This is a genomic window from Kineococcus sp. G2 (genome assembly GCF_037154035.1).
Taxonomy (GTDB): domain Bacteria; phylum Actinomycetota; class Actinomycetes; order Actinomycetales; family Kineococcaceae; genus Kineococcus.
In genome coordinates, this window is the sequence record NZ_JBBBEM010000042.1 from 1 (window position 1) to 18,293 (window position 18,293).

Here is an 18,293-nt window from a genome sequence, read left to right on the forward strand (position 1 = left end):
CAGGAGCGGCGCTTGCCGCCCGCGAGCCTGCTGACGATCTTCTGAACCGCTGCGCCCTTCAGGACGCCGGAGATCAGTCCCACGACGACGCCTCCTCTCGCTCGAACCGCTGGTGCACCACACGTACCCCGCGGGGGCGGGATCATGCGCGAGGACCCGTCACTCCTCCTCGCGCGACTTCCGCGTCTCCCGGTCGTTCGCCTTCCGGATCGCCCGCACCAGCTCGTCCTTCGTCATGGACGAGCGGCCGTGGACGTCCAGGCGCCGGGCCACGTCCATCAGGTGCTCCTTGGTCGCGTTCGCGTCCACCCCGCCCGCGGTCTCCCGGTCGGTGTCGCGCCCACCCTCCGCCTGCGCGTCCGAAGGGCCCTCGCGGCCCTTCGGCTCCCAGTGGTCACCGACCTTCTCGTGGGTGTGCTTCAGCGCGGCGTAGGCGGTCCGGTGCGCGCGCTCGCCGTCGCCGTACTCGTCCTCGGCGTGCTCCAGCGTCTTCGCGTACGTGCGCTGCGCCTTCGCGTCGGAGCGGGCGACGGTGCTCGGCAGCTCCTCGGGATCGGGGTTCTCGTTCTTCCCCTCCTTGTCGGCCATGCGGGAGGCTTACCCGTGACGGGGGTCGCCGAACCGCGGCGGCGCCGCCCCGGTGGCCGAGGAGGACGACGTGGACGAGGCCCCGTCCAGGACCCTGATCGACGTGACCGTGCCGCTGGTGCCCGGGCGGGTCCCGCTGTACCCCGGTGACACCGAGCTGGTCGTCGAGCGGCACCAGACCCTCGCGGCCGAGGGGGCCAACGTCTCCCGCCTGACCTGCTCGGCGCACTGCGGCACCCACGTCGACGCCCCCGTGCACTTCCTCGACGGTGCCGGCGGGATCGAGACCGTGCCCCTGGACGCGCTCGTCGGCCCGTGCCGGGTGGTCGACGCCACCGGCCCCGAGGGGCACCTGGACGCCGCCGCCGTGCGGGCGCTGGCGCTGCCCGAAGGCACCGAGCGCGTGCTGCTGCGCACCCGCGGCGGCGCGCTGTGGGACGGCCCGGGGTTCAGCGAGGACTTCCCGGCGCTGACCGGTGACGGCGCCGCCGTCCTCGTCGAGCGCGGGGTGCGCCTGGTGGGGATCGACTACCTGTCCATCGCCCCGTTCGACGACCCCGCGCCGGCGCACGAGACGCTGCTGCGGGCCGGCGTCGTCGTGGTGGAGGCGCTGGACCTGCGCGGCGTGGCGCCGGGCGCGTACTCCTTGACGTGCCTGCCGCTGCTGGTACCCGGTGCCGACGGCGCCCCGGCCCGCGCGTTCCTCGTCCCCGCGTGAGGGGCGGGCACCCGGTCCGCCCGCCCGGTCGCGGCACCCTCGGCGCCGACGCTGCTGCGCCTGCCCACCGCACCGGTGGTTAGGCTGCCGACAGCCCGGCGCGCAGAGCCCAGCCCGCCGTTCCGCACCGCCGCAGAAGGGAGAGCGCCGTCGTGAGCCACGCCGTCGCCCCGAACGTCGAGGCCGTCTACGAGGACGTCGTCCGCCGCAACCCCGCTGAGGGGGAGTTCCACCAGGCCGTTCGGGAGGTGCTCGAGTCGCTGGCCCCCGTGCTGGCGCGCCACCCGGAGTACACCGAGCTGAAGACGATCGAGCGCATCTGCGAGCCTGAGCGGCAGATCATCTTCCGGGTGCCGTGGACCGACGACCAGGGCCAGGTGCACATCAACCGCGGTTTCCGCGTGGAGTTCAACTCCGCCCTGGGCCCGTACAAGGGCGGCCTGCGCTTCCACCCCTCCGTGTACCTGGGCATCGTCAAGTTCCTGGGGTTCGAGCAGATCTTCAAGAACGCCCTGACCGGCATGCCGATCGGCGGGGGCAAGGGCGGTTCCGACTTCGACCCCAAGGGCCGCTCCGACGCGGAGGTCATGCGGTTCTGCCAGTCCTTCATGACCGAGCTCTACCGCCACCTGGGCGAGCACACCGACGTGCCCGCCGGGGACATCGGCGTCGGCGCCCGCGAGATCGGCTACCTGTTCGGCCAGTACAAGCGCATCACCAACCGGTACGAGTCCGGGGTGCTCACCGGCAAGGGCCTGAGCTGGGGCGGGGCGCGGGTGCGCACCGAGGCGACCGGGTACGGCGCCACGTTCTTCGCCTCGGAGATGCTCGCCGCCCGGGGAACCTCCCTGGAGGGGCGCACCGTCGTGGTCTCCGGCTCCGGCAACGTGGCCCTCTACGCCGTGCAGAAGGCGACCCAGCTGGGCGCGAAGGTGATCGCCTGCTCCGACTCCGGCGGGTACGTCGTCGACGAGGCGGGGCTGGACCTGGGGTTGCTGCAGCAGGTGAAGGAGGTCGAGCGCGGGCGCCTGACCGACTACGCCGAGCGCGTCCGCTCCGCCCGCCACGTCGCCGGCGGTTCCGTGTGGGACGTGCCCTGCCACGTCGCGATCCCGTCGGCCACCCAGAACGAGCTGGACGGCGACGCGGCCGCGCGGCTGGTGCGCAACGGGTGCATCGCCGTGTCCGAGGGCGCCAACATGCCCTCCACGCCCGAGGCGCTGGCGGTGTTCCGGCAGGCCGGGACGGCCTTCGGCCCCGGCAAGGCCGCCAACGCGGGCGGGGTGGCCACCTCCGCCCTGGAGATGCAGCAGAACGCCTCCCGCGACAGCTGGACCTTCGAGCACACCGAGGCGCGGCTGGAGCGCATCATGCACGACATCCACGCCCGCTGCGCGCAGGCCGCCGAGGAGTACGGCACCCCGGGTGACCTCGTCGCCGGCGCCAACATCGCCGGCTTCGTCCGCGTGGCCGAGGCCATGCACGCCCACGGCCTGGTGTGACGCACCGGCGCCGCCCGGATCCCGGGCGGCGCCGGCGTCACCGACCGGTGGGCCCGTGCGGCGCCCTCAGCCGGCCGGCGCCAGCAGCAGCAGCCGGGTGCCGTGCGCGGGCACCTCCACCTCCACGGCACCGCCGGCCGGGGCGAGCTCCTCGCCGGACCACAGGTCCCGGACGGACGCCGGTGGTTCCGCACCCAGGTCGCCGGCGCTCAGCCGCAGCGGCCCGCTGGGCTCCTCGCCGAGCCAGAACACCGCCACGCACGTGCCGCCGGGCAGCTGCGCCGTCCACACCACCAGCTCCTCGTCCCGGACCACCTCCCGGTTGCCCGAGCTGTTGCGCAGCACGTCCAGCACCGCGTCGTTCGTCAGCAGCGCGTGCGTGGCCGGCGGGGTGTCCGGCAGGTGCCCGCCGAACATCAGCGGTGAGCGGGCGATGCACCACAGGGTCACCAGCGTGCGCTGCTCGTCGTCGGTGAGGCGGCTGAGGCGGTCCTCGCCGCGCTCGGCCCGGATGCCGACGCGGCCCAGCGGCAGCATGTCCAGGTCCGCCCAGCCGCCCGGTCCCTGACCGGGGGCCCAGCGGGCGGCGCGCTGGAACTGCTCGCGCACGTCCTCCCAGCGGTCCCACAGGTCGTCGCTGACCCGCCACACCTGCGCGTTCGCCCGCAGGTGCTCCGCGCGGGCCAGGGACAGCCGCCGGCCGGGGGACAGGGACAGCACGATCGCTCGCCCGCTGCGGCGGATCGCCGTCGCGTACGCCGCCACGTCGCGGTCGTGGTACGGGTGCAGGACGTCGTCGAGCTTGAGGTAGTCCACGCCCCAGGCGGCGAACTGCGCGACCTGCGCGTCGTACCAGGCCTGCCCGGCGGGGTGGTCCAGGTCCACGCCGACGTTGTCCGGGTTCCAGGCGCAGTCGTCCTCCGGCACCGCGACGTCGCGCGCGGTGGCGTCCGTGCCGAGGACCGGCAGGTCCAGCTCGACGGCCCTGCGGGGGATCCCGCGCATGACGTGCAGGCCGAACCTCAGCCCGCGCTCGTGCACGGCCGCGGCCAGCGGGGCGAAACCCGCGCCGCCGGCGGCGGAGGGGAAGCGGTTCGGGGCCGGCAGCTGCCGCCCGTGCGCGTCCAGCACCGGCTCGGACACCGGCCGGTAGCCGCCCGCCCGCGTCACCGGCTCGTACCACTGGATGTCGACCACGACGGTGTCCCAGCCGTGCGGGAGCAGGTGCTCGGCCAGGTGGTCCGCGTTGGCGAGCACCTCGGCCTCGGTCACGGTGGTGCCGAAGCAGTCCCAGCTGTTCCAGCCCATCGGCGGGGTGGGGGCCAGGACCCCCGCGGCGGGGTCGGGCGCGTGCTCGGGCACCGGTGCTCCTCGTCGTTGACGGCGTTCGGCCCGGAGCCTACGGTTCGAGGCGGGAAAAGGCTTTCACGACGCGTGCTCGAAGGAGAGACGATGGTTCAGCGCCGCTACGGCCTCGTGGGGTGCGGTTCGCGCGCCCGGATGTACGTCGGCGCGATGACGGGGGCGCACGCCGCCGACGCCGCGCTGGTCGCCCTGGGCGACACCAACCCCGGTCGCGCGCAGTTCCACCGCGACGCCGCCGTCGCCGCCGGCGCGCAGGCGCCCCGGCTGTTCCACCCGGACGAGCTGGAACGCGTCATCGCCGACGAGCGCCTGGACCGGGTCGTCGTCACCTCCCCCGACCACACCCACGCCGACCTCGTGTCCCGCTCCCTGCTGGCCGGCGCCGACGTCGTGGTGGAGAAGCCGCTGGCGACCGACGCCGACGGCGCCCGCCGCATCGTCGAGGCCGTGCGCAGCAGCGGCCGATCCGTCGTCATGACGTTCAACTACCGCTACTCCCCGCGCAACACCGCCCTCAAGCGCGTCGTCGCCTCCGGCGCCATCGGCACCGTCACGTCCGTGCACTTCGAGTGGGTGCTGGACACCGTGCACGGCGCCGACTACTTCCGCCGCTGGCACCGCCGCAAGGAGAACTCCGGCGGCCTGCTCGTGCACAAGGCCTCCCACCACTTCGACCTGGTGAACTGGTGGATCGACGACGAGCCCCGCCGCGTCTTCGCCAGCGGCGGACTGCGGTTCTACGGCCCGAAGAACGCCGCAGCCCGCGGCCTGGGCCCGCGCCCCGCCCGCGGCACCGGCGGCGACGCCACCGACCCCTTCCAGCTCGACCTGCGCCGCGACGAGCTGCTGGAGCAGCTGTACCTGGCCAACGAGGAGCACGACGGCTACGTGCGCGACCAGGACGTCTTCAGCGGCGAGATCGACATCGAGGACAACCTCTCCCTCGTCGTCGACTACGCCGGCGGGCCGTCCATGTCGTACTCCCTGAACGCCCACGCGCCCTGGGAGGGGTACACCGTCGCCGTCAACGGCACCGCCGGGCGCGCCGAGCTGACCGTCGTCGAGCGCGGCGCCGTCTCCGCCCGCGCCGGCATCGACCCCAGCGCCGTCCCCGAGGCCCGCGACGAGGCCGCCGCCCGCCCCGTCTCCGAGCGCCTCCTCGTGCAGGAGCACTGGGGCACCGCCCGGGAGGTGCCGATCGAGAACGGCGAGGGCGGCCACGGCGGCGGCGACGTCAAGCTGCTGCGCGACGTGTTCGTCGGCCCCGGCGAGGACCCCCTGGGCACCCAGGCCGACTACACCGACGGCGTGCGGGCCGTCGCCGTGGGGATCGCCGGCAACGCCTCCCTGGCGAGCGGGCAGCCCGTCGCGGTCGAGCAGCTCGGCCTGTGGGGCCGCGGCTGACCGTCCCGCCTCAGCGCGGTGCGGCCGGTGCCACCAGCCCCGCCGCACCGCGCGCCGCCGAGGACAGGGCCTCCTCCAGCGGGCCGCGCCCGGCCGCCAGCTGCCACGCCGTGGCCAGCGCCACCCCCACCAGCACGTGCGCCGCCAGCAGCGCCGGGCTGTCGCCGGGGTGCACCGCCAGCGCCAGCACGTGCGCGGTGTACACCGACAGCGGCATCGACCCGAACGCCGCCACCGGCACCAGGAACCGCGTGAGCGCCCTCGGCAGCAGCAGCGCCGCGCCCAGCACCACCAGCGCCGTGCCGCAGGTGTGCAGCAGGTCCAGCGGCGTGCCCGAGTGCGGCTCCGCCACCGCCAGGAACCACGGCGAGGCCGTCGGCACCGTGCCGTGGAACGTCCACCACGGCGTCCCCGGCGCCACACCCAGCTCCGCCAGCCGCGCCAGCCCGCCACCCGGCCCCAGCAGCAGCGCGCTGACCGTCCACGCCCCCGCGGCCAGCACCAGACCCGCCCCCAGCAGCCGCAGCGCGGCCGGCACCCCCACCAGCCCGGCGCGCGCCACCGCCAGGCCCAGCACGAGGTACCCCGTCCAGCCGAGCACCGGGTAGTAGCCGGTCAGCAGCAGCGTGCGCAGCAGCTCGGCCGGGTGGACCAGGTCCAGCAGCGTGGGCTGCTGGTACGCGGGGTCCAGCGCGTACGCGTCGCGCAGCGCGAAGCCCAGCAGCGGGCCCGCCACCAGCCAGGCCCCGGCCAGCACCGCCAGGCGGCGCGCCGGCCACCACAGCACCGGCAGGACCACCACGAACGCCACGCCGTAGTACGGCAGGACGATCGCGACGCGGCTGCCGGCGCTCACCAGCGCCAGGCCCAGCAGCGCCACCAGCAGCCCGCGCACCGCCACGCCCACCCGGGCCGCGGCCCGCGAGCGCGCCACCGGCGCGGTGCGGCGCGTGGACAGCCCCAGCGACACCCCGGCCAGCACCGCGAACAGCCCCGAGGCCCGCCCGTCCGCCAGGTCGTACAGCCACCCCGCCGCCCCCGCGGACGACTCCGGCAGCACGTGCACCGCCACCATCCCCGCGATCGCCACCGCCCGCGCCAGGTCCACGCCCACCACGCGCGCGGCGGGTGCCGCCGCGGCCGGCGCGGGCACGGGGGGCGGGGCGGGGGAGGGGGGCGGCACGGGCACAGTCTGGCCCGCCCGCCCCGCCCCGCACCCGGGTGCTGGCGCGCCGCCCGGCCGAGCGCGCCCGCCCTGGGTACGGTGAGGCGCATGGCCCCCCGCACCAACGCACGCACCACCGCGCCGGGGAAGGGGGCCAGGGGCAGCGGGGGCCGTGCGCCCGCTCCCCGCTCCGCGTCCGCCCGCACGTCGCAGGGGAGGGGGTCGACGGTGGCCAAGGCCGGCACCGCCAAGACGTCCGGCCGCGCGTCCGCGAGCCCGGCCCGCGCCCGGGGCGGTGCGCGCCCCGCCTCCGGGCGCGCCCCCGCCAAGCGGGTCGCGCCCGCCGGGCCGGTCCGCACCGGCCCCAGCTGGCCCGTGCGGGCCCTGACGGCGATCTGGATGGGCTGCGCCCACGTGGTCGGCGGCGCCGCCCGCCGCGTCGGCACCGGCGCGCGCGACCTGGACCCCGAGCTGCGCCGCGACGGCGCCGGCCTGGCCCTGCTGGGCCTCGCCCTCGTCGTCGCCGCCCGGGAGTGGTGGGGGCTGCCCGGCCGCGCCGGCGAGGTGATCCACACCGTGGCCGCCGGCACCTTCGGCGAGGTGGCGCTCGCCCTGCCGCTCGTGCTGCTCGGCCTGGCGGTGCACCTGCTGCGCCACCCCGACCGCACCCGGACCACCACCCGCGCCGTCGTGGGCACCACCGCCCTGACGCTGTCCGCCGCGGGCCTGGTGCACCTGGCCGCCGACGCGCCCTCGCCGACCGGTCCGGCCGGCGCCGACGTCGTCACCGACGCCGGCGGGATGGTCGGCTTCCTCGTCGCCGGGCCGCTCTCCTCCGCCCTGACGGGCTGGGTCACCGTCCCGCTGCTGCTGCTGATGGGCTTCTTCGGCCTGCTCGTCCTCACCGCCACGCCCGTGCACGCCATCCCGGAGCGGCTGCGGGAGGTGTACGAGCGCCTGACCCACCGCCCGCACCAGGCCGCCGACGAGGCGGGCACCGCGGGGGGCGGGGCCGGCCGCCGCAAGGACCTGCCCGCCTCGGCGCTGGCCCGGGCGCGCGCCGCCGCGCAGGGCGAGGAGGCGGAGCCGAAGGAGTCCCGTGCGCGCAAGCGCCGCCGCGAGCGCGAGCTGGAGCTGGAGGCCCGCGCCGGCGACGAGGCGTTCGAGACGGCCGTGACCACCGTCCCCCGCGAGCAGGACGCGCCCCCGGCGCCCGCTGCGGACGAGGACGCCGCGGGTGCGCGCCCCCGGCCCGGCGAGCGCCGGCCGGTGCCCTCGGACCCGCCCTCCGCGCGCGCGGGCGCAGCGGGGCCCGCCGTCGACGCCGCCGCGGTCCCGGCGGCCAAGCCCAAGGACCTGCCCGCGCCGCCGCACACCCCGATGCCCCCGCGCATCGAGCAGCTCGCCCTGGCGGGCGACGTCACCTACGCGCTGCCCGAGCCCGCCAGCCTCAACCCCGGCACGCCCCCCAAGGAGCGCAGCGCCGCCAACGACCGCGTCGTCGAGGCGCTGACGGGGGTGCTGGACCAGTTCGGCATCGACGCGCGCGTCACCGGCTTCTCGCGCGGCCCGACGGTCACCCGCTACGAGGTGGAGCTGGGCGCCGGCACGAAGGTCGAGCGCGTCACGCAGCTGTCGAAGAACATCGCCTACGCGGTGGCGAGCGCCGACGTGCGCATCCTGTCCCCGATCCCCGGCAAGTCCGCGATCGGCATCGAGATCCCCAACACCGACCGCGAGACCGTCTCCCTCGGCGACGTGCTGCGCAGCGCCGTGGCCACCCGCAGCGAGCACCCGATGGTCATGGGTGTGGGCAAGGACGTCGAGGGCGGCTTCGTCATCGCCAACCTCGCGAAGATGCCGCACCTGCTGGTCGCGGGCGCCACCGGCGCCGGCAAGTCGAGCTTCGTCAACTCCATGATCACCTCGATCCTCATGCGGGCCACGCCCGACGAGGTGCGCATGGTCCTGGTGGACCCCAAGCGCGTGGAGCTGACGATCTACGAGGGCATCCCGCACCTCATCACGCCGATCATCACCAACCCCAAGAAGGCCGCCGAGGCCCTGGAGTGGGTGGTGCGCGAGATGGACCTGCGCTACGACGACCTCGCCGCGTTCGGCTTCAAGCACATCGACGACTTCAACAAGGCCGTGCGGGCGGGGAAGGTCAAGCCCCCGGAGGGCTCGCAGCGCGTGCTGCAGCCCTACCCGTACCTGCTGGTGATCGTCGACGAGCTGGCCGACCTCATGATGGTCGCCCCCCGCGACGTGGAGGCCTCCATCCAGCGCATCACCCAGCTGGCGCGCGCCGCCGGCATCCACCTGGTGCTGGCCACCCAGCGGCCGTCGGTGGACGTCGTCACCGGCCTGATCAAGGCGAACGTGCCCTCGCGCCTGGCGTTCGCCACCTCCTCGCTGGCCGACTCGCGGGTCGTGCTGGACCAGCCCGGTGCGGAGAAGCTGGTCGGGCAGGGCGACGCGCTGTTCCTGCCGATGGGTGCCTCCAAGCCGATGCGGGTGCAGGGGGCGTGGGTCACCGAGAGCGAGATCGAGGCCGTCGTCTCGCACGTGAAGTCGCAGCTGGCGCCGACGTACCGCGACGACGTGGTGGCGCCCGCGCAGAAGAAGCAGATCGACGAGGAGGTCGGTGACGACCTCGAGGTGCTGCTGCAGGCGACCGAGCTGGTGGTGACCACGCAGTTCGGCTCCACCTCGATGCTGCAGCGCAAGCTGCGCGTCGGCTTCGCCAAGGCGGGCCGGCTGATGGACCTGCTGGAGTCGCGCGGGGTGGTCGGGCCCAGCGAGGGCTCCAAGGCGCGCGACGTGCTGGTGCGGCCGGAGGACCTGCCGGCCACGCTGGCCCTGATGCGCGGGGAGGAGCCGCCGCGGGCGGTGGAGCCCGGTGCCGGTCAGGTTCCGGAGGAGGTCGAGGCCGAGGGGTCCGAGGACGCGTGGGAGCTCACGCAGCGCTGATGCCGAGACGGGCGGCTCGCCGGTCGGTGACGGGAAGTTGCCGCTAGTTGTACGTGGCGTCACAACTGACGGTGCGTTGCGTCGCAGCTCGGTGACTCTCCGTGTAACTTTGAGCGCATGGACTCGCCGCGACCCCACGAGCCCGCCCGGGACCTCGACCTGCTCGTGTGGGACGCGCCCAACATCGACATGACCCTCTCGGCCATCCTCGGCTCGCGCCCGGCCTCCTCCGACCGGCCCCGCTTCGACGCGATCGCCCGGTGGTTCCTCGCCGGGGCCGGTGACCACGAGGTCGAGGGCTGCGTGTTCACCAACGTCCAGCCCACCGCCGCCGTCTCCCTGCGCGGCTGGATCGAGGCGCTGCGCAGCTTCGGGTACGCCGTCTTCGCGCGCCCGAAGCTGCACCCCGAGGACGACGTCGACGACGCCATGCTCCAGCACATCACCGAGCGCGCCGCCAGCCACCGCCTGCGCCGCCTCGTCGTCGCCAGCGGCGACGGCCGCAACTTCCTCGCGCCGCTGGAGGAGCTGCACCGCGCCGGCGTGCGGTGCGTCGTGCTCTCCTTCGCCGAGGTGGCCGGCTACGCGCAGGAGTCCGCGCACATCGAGTTCGTGGACCTGGAGGACGTGCCGGGGGCGTTCCAGGTCTCGCTGGGGCGCACCCGCCTGTCGGCGCTGCCCCCCGGGGGCGGCTGGTTCCGGCCGACCCGGTCCATGCGGGCGCTGCTGGAGGACCACCCCGCGCCCGCCGCCGCGGACGCGGCGGGTGTCCCCGTCGAGCACGACGGTGCGCACGGACAGGACGCCGGAGCCGTCGCCGGGCCGACCACCGGGCCGACCACCGGGCCCACCGCGGGCCCCCTCGCCGAGCCCGAGCGCGACGGGGTGCCCGCACCACCGGCCCGCGAGACCGCTCGCGTGCCGCACCCCGGCCCGCCGGGCTCGCGCCTGCGGGCCGGCTGAGGGTCCGCGCCCGCGCGGCGCGAGCAGCCGGCGCCGACTGCGTACCCTGGGCACGTGCCAGGCACCCCCGCGCAACGCCGCTCCGTCGCCCTCGTCACCCTCGGGTGCGCCCGCAACGACGTGGACTCCGAGGAACTGGCGGGCCGGCTCGCCGACGCGGGCTGGGACCTCGTCGACGACCCCGACGGCGCCGACGTGGCCGTCGTCAACACCTGCGGCTTCGTCGAGCAGGCCAAGAAGGACTCCATCGACACGGTCCTGGCCGCCGCCGACCTGAAGGACTCCGGCCGCACCGGTGCCGTCGTCGCCGTCGGCTGCCTGGCCGAGCGCTACGGCAAGGACCTCGCCGAGTCGCTGCCCGAGGCGGACGCCGTCCTCGGGTTCGACTCCTACGGCGACCTCTCCAGCCACCTCGAGGCGATCCTGCACGGCGAGAGGCCGGCCTCGCACGTGCCGCGCGACCGGCGCACCCTGCTGCCGCTGGCCCCCGCCGAGCGCCAGGCCGCGCGCGCCGCCGTGCAGCTGCCCGACCTGCCCGCCGGTCTGGCACCGGCCAGCGGCCCGCGCGTGGTGCGCCGCCGGCTGGGCTCCGCGCCCTGGGCGCCGGTGAAGATCGCTGCCGGCTGCGACCGGCGCTGCACGTTCTGCGCCATCCCCGCCTTCCGCGGCTCCTTCGTCTCCCGCCCCGCCGACGAGGTCCTCGCCGAGACCCGCTGGCTGGCCGAGCAGGGCGTGAAGGAGGTGTTCCTCGTCAGCGAGAACACCACCAGCTACGGCAAGGACCTCGGCGACCTGCGCGCCCTGGAGGCGCTGCTGCCGCGGGTCGCCGCCGTCGACGGCATCGAGCGGGTGCGGGTGTCGTACCTGCAGCCGGCCGAGGTGCGCCCCGGCCTGCTGGACGCGCTCACCGGCACGCCCGGCGTCGTGCCGTACTTCGACCTGTCGTTCCAGCACTCCGCTCCCGCCGTGCTGCGCCGCATGCGCCGCTTCGGCGGCACCGAGCCGTTCCTGGCGCTGCTGGAGCAGGTGCGCGAGCGCAGCCCGCTGGCCGGGATCCGCTCCAACGTCATCGTCGGCTTCCCCGGCGAGACCGAGGCCGACGTCGACGAGCTCTGCTCCTTCCTCGAGCGCGCCCGCCTCGACGTCGTCGGCGTCTTCGGGTACTCCGACGAGGACGGCACCGAGGCCGCCGGCCTGGACGGGCACCTGCCCGCCGAGGTCGTCGCCGAGCGCGCCGACCGCGTGGGCCGGCTCGTGGAGGAGCTGGTGGCCCAGCGGGCCGAGGAGCGCCTCGGCGAGGTGGTGGAGGTGCTCGTGGAGTCCGTCGTCGACGAGGACGGCGACCCGCACGTGGTGGGCCGCGCCGCGCACCAGGGCCCGGAGGTCGACGGCGAGACCGAGCTGGACCTGCCGCCGGGCGCCCGCGCCGCCGTCGGGGACGTGGTGCGCGCCCGCGTGACGGGCGTGTCCGGCGCCGACCTGCTCGCCGAGCCGCTGGTGGGCGCGGAGGCGCCCGTGCCCGCGTGAACGCCCGCACCGACGGCTCCGGCGGCTGGCGCACCGCCCACCGGGCGCACCTGCCGAACGCCCTGACGGTGCTGCGCCTGCTGCTCGTGCCGCTGTTCGTGTGGTTCCTCGCCGAGGACGGCGGGGAGGACTGGCGCTGGCGCCTGGCCGCGGCGGGCGTGTTCGCCGCCGCCAGCGTCACCGACCGCTACGACGGCCACCTGGCCCGGCGCTGGGGCACCGTCAGCGACTTCGGCAAGATCGCCGACCCGCTGGCCGACAAGGCGCTCATCGGCAGCGCGCTGGTGGTGCTCTCGCTGCAGGACCGCGTGCCGTGGTGGATGACCGCGGTGATCCTCGCCCGCGAGGTCCTGGTCACGCTGCTGCGCTTCGTCCTCGTGCGCCGCGGGCACATCCTGCCCGCCGACCGCGGCGGCAAGGTCAAGACGGTCGTGCAGACCACCGCCGTGGCGCTGTTCGTGCTGCCGCTGCCGGGCTGGACGCACTGGCCGTCCTGGCTGGTGATGCTCGCCGCCGTGGTGCTGACCCTGAGCAGCGCCCGCGGCTACTTCGCCGCCGGCGCGAAGCTGCTGCGCGGGTGAGCGTCCCCGCACCCGCCGGTGGGCCCACCGCGGCACGGGTCGTCGCCGCGCTGCGCGCGGCCGGGCTGACGGTCGCCACCGCGGAGTCGCTGACCGGTGGGCTGGTGTGCGCGGCGCTCGTGGACGTGCCCGGCGCCTCCGTCGTGGTGCGCGGCGCCGTGGTCGCCTACGCCACCGAGCTGAAGGCGTCGCTGCTGGGCGTGGACGGCGCGCTGCTGGCCCGCACCGGGCCCGTGGACGCCGAGGTCGCCCGGCAGATGGCGCTCGGTGCCCGCGCCCGCCTGGGCGCCGACGTCGGCCTGGCCACCACGGGCGTCGCCGGCCCCGGACCGGCCGACGGCCACCCGGCCGGCACGGTGTTCGTGGCCGTCGCCGCCGACGTGCTGCCCGGCGGTGCCACCGCCCGCCTGCTGCGGCTGCCGGGGGAGCGGGCGGCGGTGCGGCGCTCGGCGGTCCAGGCGGTGCTCGCCGACCTCGCCGCGCTGCTGCCCCCGCCGGCGTGACGCTCCTCGCGACGGCCCGCCCCCGGAACACCGGCCGCGTCCCGGGAGTTGAGCAGGACGTGCGCAACCCCGTTCCCACCACGCCTTCCGAACGACCCGCGGGGTACGGTGGTGGTTCCACCACGGGCAGCGACCGAGGAGCACCGAACGGACGACCGGTCCTCCGAGGGCTGCCCCCTCGACTCCCTGAGGGAGGCCGCCGCATGGTCGTGCTCCGCCGGACGATCGGTGACGTGCTGCGCGACGAGCGCCGCGGCCAGCAGCGGACCCTGCGCGAGGTCTCCTCGACCGCCCGCGTCTCCCTGGGCTACCTCAGCGAGGTGGAGCGGGGCCAGAAGGAGGCGTCCAGCGAGCTGCTGGCCTCCATCTGCACCGCTCTGGACGTGCCGCTCTCGCACGTGCTCGGCGAGGTGACGCGCCGCATCGCCGTCGAGGAGGGCGGCTCCCGCGGTTTCACCGCCGAGGGGCTCGTCCCCGCGTCGCCGCGCACCTCCCCGAAGGGGACCGGCGCTGTCGCCACCGCGCCGCGCCTGCCCGTCGTCGAGGCCGCCCCCGCGGCGGCGGAGGACCGCCGCGAACGCGCGTCCGTGGCCGACGAGGTCGTGGACCAGGCCGTCGACGCCATCGTGGACGCCGCGCTGGAGGACCTCCTCGCCGGCCGCGGCAGGGAGTTCCCGGTGGACCTGGACGGCCTGCCCGAGGAGCTCGAACTGGTCCTGCGGCGCCGGCTGCTGCCCGCCGCCTGAGCGCCCGCCCACCGGCCCGCGCGGGCCGGCGGGCTCGTCGCCCTCGCGCTACTGCACGACCTCCACCGACGTCGCGAGCAGGTACGGCTCGGCGTCGTAGTCGTCGTAGCGGTCGTCCGGCAGCTCCACGCCGGTGTCCTCCTCGAAGCGGGGCAGGTCGAAGGCCGCCCCCAGGGCACCCGTGACCCGCACGGTCTCGCCCGCCTCCACGCCGTCCAGCTCCGACTCGCTCAGCACCAGCAGCGGGTCGACGTCCGTGCCCGCCTCGGGCACGAGGACCAGCGCGTTCGGCGGGACCACGGCGTCCGCCTGCGCCGTCAGGGTCACCTGCTCCCCGTCCCAGTCCTCGACCTGCTCGTAGAAGGTGCCGTCGAAGACGCCGTCGTAGACGACCTCGGCGCTGCCGTCCGCGACGTCGACCGCGGCCTCCTGGGCGTCCTCCGGGAAGGCGTCGACCAGGTCGTCCTCCTGCGAGCCGCACCCGGCCAGCCCCAGCGCGGCGAGGGCGACGGCACCGGCGGCGGCGGTCCGCAGGGAGCGGCGGTGGTGGTGGCTGGGCACGGTGTCCTCCTGGGGCTCGGTGCTGCTCGACCTCGGGCGGCGGCCCGAGGACGGGTGGTCCTGCTCCTCCCAGGGTGGCGGGGCGTGCCCGCTCACGCCCCCCGGAGGAGGTCCCCCGGCGTGGCTGTCACGAGATCGTCACCGGACTCACCTGTGCTCGGCGACGGGGCGGGGGATCCGCTCGGCGTCGGGACGGCGGGGCTCGTGGGCGTCGGGAGGTCCGGTGGGGCCACGGAGGCGTAGTCCTCGCGCTGCACCGGTGCGCTCGTCAAGCCGTCGTCGGTCGGCACCTCCACCGGGCGGCCCTCCACGGTGAAGCTGACCCCTTTCACGCCGGGGAGCTCGGTCAGCGTCCACACCAGTTGGGCGACCGCCAGCAACTGGTTCGCGCCGCCCACGTTGGCGAAGTCGCGACCGGCCGCGACCACCACTTCACCGTCCGGCTCGGGGGTCGCCGTCAGCTCCTGCGGGGCCACCGCGGTGCGCACGTCGTCCAGCACCTCCGAGCGGCGGGGGCCGGCCAGGAGCTGGTCCAGCGCCGTCTGAGGTGTGGCGGTGGCGGTGCGCCGCTCCACCGCCACGAGGTCGCCGCCGCGCACGAAGTACGTCTGCAGCACGAACACGCCGCTGGACGGCCCGGTGCGCGAAGGACTGGTCACCACCGGCAGCGCCACCGTGGTCGGTTCGTCCTGCGCCCGCACGCCGCAGGACGCCAGCGACGCCACCAGCGCCCCCGTGAGGAACAGGGCGCACCGGTTCCTCACACGTCCTCCCGGGGGATCGAGACGACGAAGCGCGCCCCGCCGTCGGGGCTGTCGCCCACGCCGACCTCCGCGTCCATCGCCTCCACGTGGCGCACCACCAGGGACAGCCCCAGCCCGGCGCCGGCGGTGGAGGCCCGGTCGCCGGTGCGGCCCCGGGCGAAGCGCTCGAAGACCCGCTCGCGATCGGTGGGGGCGACGCCCGGACCGGCGTCGTCGACGGCGACGAGACCGCGCTGCGCGGTGCAGGAGACGGTGACGCGGGTGGCGCCCGCGCCGTGGTGCTCGGCGTTCTCCACGAGGTTGACGACGACCTGGCGCAGGCGGCGCTTGTCCGCGCACACCCGCACCCGCCGGGCGTCCGGTTCCACGACGAGCAGGGGGCGCAGCGCCTCGGGCAGCGAGTGCTCCACGAGGTCCGCCAGCAGCACGCTCTCCACGGCGGCGGTGGTGCCGTCGCCGCTGGAGCGGGAGATCTCCAGCAGGTCCAGCACCAGGCGGTGGAACCGGCCGAGCTCGTGCCCCAGCAGGTCCAGGCCCTCGCGGGCGTCGTCGGGCAGGTGCTCGCGGCGGGCCTGCACGATGGCGAGCGCCGCGGTGATCGTCGTCAGGGGGGTGCGCAGCTCGTGCGCCACGTCGGCGGCGAAGCGGGCGTCGGCCAGCACCCGGCGCTCCAGCGCCTGGGCGGTGCCGTTGAAGGAGGTCGCCAGCGGCACCAGCAGCGGGTCCCCGTGGGGGTCGATGCGCGCGCCCAGGTCCCCGGCGGCGATGGCGGCGGCCGCGGTGGACACCTCCTCCAGGGGGCGCAGCGCGGGTCGGGTCAGCCACCGGCCCAGCAGCAGGGCCGCGAAGGGCAGCAGAACCGTCCCCGCCGTCATGCCCGTGCTCAGGGCGCGGAAGGTGCGGTCCAGCTCGTCCAGGCCGAAGACCTCGAAGTAGGCCTCGCCGATCCCGGCCAGGGGCACGCCCACCGCCAGGGCGACGCCGCCGTCCACCTCCACGCGCTGCGCGGCGGCGCGGCCGTCCACGACGGCCTGCTGCAGGGCGGTGGGCAGGTCGTCGGCCCCGACGCTGAGGGACGTGGTGGTCCACTCGCCGCGGCGCAGCAGCAGCGACGTGGAGCCGGTCTCCCGGGGCAGCTGGGCCAGCAGGTCGGGGGCGGGCAGGCCGCGGGTGCGCAGGCCGCGCTCGACCTGCAGGGCGTTGGCGCTGGCCTGGGCGACCGCCGTGCGCTGGCGCTGCACCAGCAGGTACTGGGAGACGGCCGTCCACACGGCCAGGGTGGTCGCGGTGGTCAGCACGAGCACGAGACCGGTGATGAGCAAGGTGGCGCGCCCGCGCAGGGTGCGCCAGGGCGCTGCGGGCCGGTGGTCGCCGCGCCGGGCGCTGCCCGTGCCCGGCGACGGGGCGGGCGTCACGGTTGCAGCCGGTAGCCGATCCCGCGCACGGTCACGACGTGCCGGGGGTGCGCCGGGTCGTCCTCGACCTTGGTGCGCAACCGGCGCACGTGGACGTCCACGAGCCTGCTGTCGCCGAAGTACCCGTAGCCCCACACGCGTTCCAGCAGCTCCTCGCGGGTCGTGGCGCGGCCGGGCACGGCGGCGAGCTCGCACAGCAGGCGCAGTTCGGTGCGGGTGAGGTCGACGGGCTCGCCGTGCAGCAGCACCAGCCCGTCCCGGGGCGAGATGACGAGGTCGCCGGCCTCCACCCGCGGGGAGGGGCCGTCGGCCGGGGAGCGCCGCAGGGCCGCGCGCAGGCGGGCGGTGAGCTCCTTGGGCACGAACGGCTTGGTGACGTAGTCGTCGGCACCGGCTTCCAGGCCGGCGACCACGTCGTGGCTGTCGGCGCGGGCCGTCACCATGATCACCGGGACGTCGCTGCTGCGGCGGATGCGCCGGCAGGTCTCGAACCCGTCGAGGCCGGGGAGCATCAGGTCCAGCAGGACGGCGTCCACACCACCCTCGGCGAGCCGCTCCAGCGCTGCTTCGCCGTTCTCCGCCTCGGTGACCTCGTAGCCCTCGGCGGCCAGCGTCATGCGGACGACCCGGCGGACCATCGGGTCGTCCTCGACGACCAGCACGGACCGGGACACGGCGCCATCCTGCCGCCGGTGCCGGTGCGGCGCACCCGCACCGGCGGCACGGGAGCGGCCCGTGGGCGGTCCTCACCGGTTCGGGGGCGTCGACGAGGCGAGAGGGCGCGTCAGGAGGCCGCCGGCGTGCTGGTGGGCGAGTCGGTCGCCGTCGCCGTGTCGATGTCCTCGTCCCCCTGCTCGGGCACCTCCACGGTGGTGGCCACGATGTACGGCTCGGCGTCGTAGTCGTTGAACAGGTCGTCCTCGAAGTCCACGCCGGTGTCCTCCTCGACCTGCGGCAGGTCGAAGGCCTCGTGCACGGTGCCGGTGACCTCCACCAGGGTGCCCTCGCTCAGGCCGGAGACCTCGGTGGCGCCCACGACCAGCATCGGGTCCACGGTGGTGTCCTCGGTGCCGGCGATGACGAACGCGTTCGGCGAGACGACGCTGTCGACCTCGGCGGAGACGGTGACCTCCTGGCCGACGTACGTGTTGACGTCGTCGTAGAAGGTGCCGTCGTAGGCGCCCTCGTAGGGCGTGACCGCGGCCTCGCCCTCCAGGGCCTCCTCGTCGGCTTCCTGGACGTCCTCGACGCTGGTGCCCTCCTCCTCACCGGCGGTCTCGCTGCAGCCGGCGACGCCGAAGGCGGCGAAGGCCACGATGCCCGCCGCGGCGGTGCGGGCGGTGGGACGGGTGCGGAATCGGCTGAACACGGCTTCCTCCAGTGCGTCGGTGGTCCTCGGTCTTCCTCTCGCCCACCTCGTGAGGGGCGCTGCACGTCCACCGTGGCCAGTGCCGGGCCGGCCCGCGCGACGGAACGGGGAGGTCGGCGCTGCTGTCACGAGAGCGTCATCAGGAGCCG

At 75.8% G+C, this 18,293-nt stretch carries 16 protein-coding genes and 1 pseudogene; 9 read left to right on the forward strand and 8 right to left on the reverse strand.

The genetic code is table 11. The features are described 5' to 3' along the window. Window positions 1-159 precede the first annotated feature (159 nt). Window positions 160-588 carry a ChaB family protein gene (locus V9U69_RS08070; RefSeq protein ID WP_337061046.1) on the reverse strand — a complete coding sequence of 143 codons (429 nt, stop codon included), beginning with the start codon at window positions 586-588 and terminating at the stop codon, window positions 160-162. Window positions 589-658: 70 nt separating this feature from the next. Here V9U69_RS08070 and V9U69_RS08075 point away from each other — a divergent pair, with 70 nt between their 5' ends. Then, window positions 659-1,306 carry a cyclase family protein gene (locus V9U69_RS08075; protein WP_337061048.1) on the forward strand — a complete coding sequence of 216 codons (648 nt, stop codon included), beginning with the start codon at window positions 659-661 and terminating at the stop codon, window positions 1,304-1,306. A 152-nt stretch (window positions 1,307-1,458) separates the two neighbouring features. Beyond that, on the forward strand, window positions 1,459-2,808 hold the full coding sequence (gene gdhA, locus V9U69_RS08080) for an NADP-specific glutamate dehydrogenase (protein ID WP_337061049.1): 1,350 nt from the start codon (window positions 1,459-1,461) through the stop codon (window positions 2,806-2,808). A gap of 66 nt (window positions 2,809-2,874) precedes the next feature. Here the strand turns inward: gdhA and V9U69_RS08085 are convergent, their stop codons facing one another. After that, window positions 2,875-4,116, reverse strand: coding sequence for a glycoside hydrolase family 27 protein (locus tag V9U69_RS08085; protein ID WP_442907675.1), 1,242 nt, complete (start codon window positions 4,114-4,116; stop codon window positions 2,875-2,877). A 144-nt stretch (window positions 4,117-4,260) separates the two neighbouring features. Between V9U69_RS08085 and V9U69_RS08090 the strand changes: the two genes are divergently transcribed. Beyond that, window positions 4,261-5,577 carry a Gfo/Idh/MocA family protein gene (locus V9U69_RS08090; protein ID WP_337061052.1) on the forward strand — a complete coding sequence of 439 codons (1,317 nt, stop codon included), beginning with the start codon at window positions 4,261-4,263 and terminating at the stop codon, window positions 5,575-5,577. 10 nt (window positions 5,578-5,587) lie between these two features. Here V9U69_RS08090 and V9U69_RS08095 read toward each other — a convergent pair whose 3' ends face one another. Continuing rightward, on the reverse strand, window positions 5,588-6,760 hold the full coding sequence (locus V9U69_RS08095; RefSeq protein WP_337061053.1) for a heparan-alpha-glucosaminide N-acetyltransferase domain-containing protein: 1,173 nt from the start codon (window positions 6,758-6,760) through the stop codon (window positions 5,588-5,590). A 381-nt stretch (window positions 6,761-7,141) separates the two neighbouring features. Between V9U69_RS08095 and V9U69_RS08100 the strand changes: the two genes are divergently transcribed. From V9U69_RS08100 to V9U69_RS08125, 6 genes and pseudogenes are all read left to right on the forward strand, one after another. Continuing rightward, window positions 7,142-9,715: a DNA translocase FtsK gene (locus tag V9U69_RS08100; protein WP_442907676.1), complete on the forward strand. Its 2,574-nt coding sequence runs from the start codon at window positions 7,142-7,144 to the stop codon at window positions 9,713-9,715. A 117-nt stretch (window positions 9,716-9,832) separates the two neighbouring features. Next, a complete protein-coding gene (locus V9U69_RS08105) occupies window positions 9,833-10,678 on the forward strand; it encodes an NYN domain-containing protein (RefSeq protein WP_337061055.1) in 846 nt (281 codons plus the stop codon). Window positions 10,679-10,732: 54 nt separating this feature from the next. Further along, window positions 10,733-12,205: a 30S ribosomal protein S12 methylthiotransferase RimO gene (rimO, locus tag V9U69_RS08110; RefSeq protein ID WP_337061056.1), complete on the forward strand. Its 1,473-nt coding sequence runs from the start codon at window positions 10,733-10,735 to the stop codon at window positions 12,203-12,205. After that, window positions 12,202-12,786: a CDP-diacylglycerol--glycerol-3-phosphate 3-phosphatidyltransferase gene (pgsA, locus tag V9U69_RS08115; RefSeq protein WP_337061058.1), complete on the forward strand. Its 585-nt coding sequence runs from the start codon at window positions 12,202-12,204 to the stop codon at window positions 12,784-12,786. Before rimO ends, pgsA begins: the two co-directional genes overlap by 4 nt. After that, on the forward strand, window positions 12,783-13,289 hold the full coding sequence (locus tag V9U69_RS08120) for a CinA family protein (RefSeq protein WP_337061059.1): 507 nt from the start codon (window positions 12,783-12,785) through the stop codon (window positions 13,287-13,289). The genes pgsA and V9U69_RS08120 overlap by 4 nt, the downstream gene beginning before the upstream one ends. 203 nt (window positions 13,290-13,492) lie before the next feature. After that, a pseudogene (locus tag V9U69_RS08125) lies at window positions 13,493-13,685 on the forward strand (helix-turn-helix domain-containing protein); the annotation flags it as partial. Window positions 13,686-14,083: 398 nt separating this feature from the next. On the opposite strand, the gene V9U69_RS08130 reads toward V9U69_RS08125, so the two are convergent. The 5 genes from V9U69_RS08130 to V9U69_RS08150 all read right to left on the reverse strand — a co-directional run bounded on the left by V9U69_RS08130 (window position 14,084) and on the right by V9U69_RS08150 (window position 18,144). Beyond that, window positions 14,084-14,596 (reverse strand): hypothetical protein, encoded by a 513-nt coding sequence (locus V9U69_RS08130; RefSeq protein ID WP_337061060.1) that lies wholly within the window; start codon window positions 14,594-14,596, stop codon window positions 14,084-14,086. Between the two features lie 92 nt (window positions 14,597-14,688). Then, on the reverse strand, window positions 14,689-15,360 hold the full coding sequence (locus V9U69_RS08135; RefSeq protein WP_337061061.1) for a GerMN domain-containing protein: 672 nt from the start codon (window positions 15,358-15,360) through the stop codon (window positions 14,689-14,691). Further along, on the reverse strand, window positions 15,357-16,775 hold the full coding sequence (locus tag V9U69_RS08140) for a sensor histidine kinase (RefSeq protein WP_337061063.1): 1,419 nt from the start codon (window positions 16,773-16,775) through the stop codon (window positions 15,357-15,359). The genes V9U69_RS08135 and V9U69_RS08140 overlap by 4 nt, the downstream gene beginning before the upstream one ends. Then, window positions 16,772-17,449: a response regulator transcription factor gene (locus V9U69_RS08145; protein WP_337061065.1), complete on the reverse strand. Its 678-nt coding sequence runs from the start codon at window positions 17,447-17,449 to the stop codon at window positions 16,772-16,774. The genes V9U69_RS08140 and V9U69_RS08145 overlap by 4 nt, the downstream gene beginning before the upstream one ends. Window positions 17,450-17,559: 110 nt before the next feature. Then, entirely contained in the window at window positions 17,560-18,144 is a 585-nt protein-coding gene (locus tag V9U69_RS08150; RefSeq protein ID WP_337061066.1) for a hypothetical protein, read from the reverse strand. Window positions 18,145-18,293: the final 149 nt, after the last annotated feature.

Coding starts and splice junctions, on each gene's coding strand:
- V9U69_RS08100 (WP_442907676.1), top strand. CDS start 7,142: ATGGGCTGCGCCCACGTGGTCGGCGGCGCCGCCCGCCGCGTCGGCACC.
- V9U69_RS08105 (WP_337061055.1), top strand. CDS start 9,833: ATGGACTCGCCGCGACCCCACGAGCCCGCCCGGGACCTCGACCTGCTC.
- V9U69_RS08085 (WP_442907675.1), bottom strand. CDS start 4,116: ATGGGCTGGAACAGCTGGGACTGCTTCGGCACCACCGTGACCGAGGCC.
- V9U69_RS08090 (WP_337061052.1), top strand. CDS start 4,261: ATGGTTCAGCGCCGCTACGGCCTCGTGGGGTGCGGTTCGCGCGCCCGG.
- V9U69_RS08070 (WP_337061046.1), bottom strand. CDS start 588: ATGGCCGACAAGGAGGGGAAGAACGAGAACCCCGATCCCGAGGAGCTG.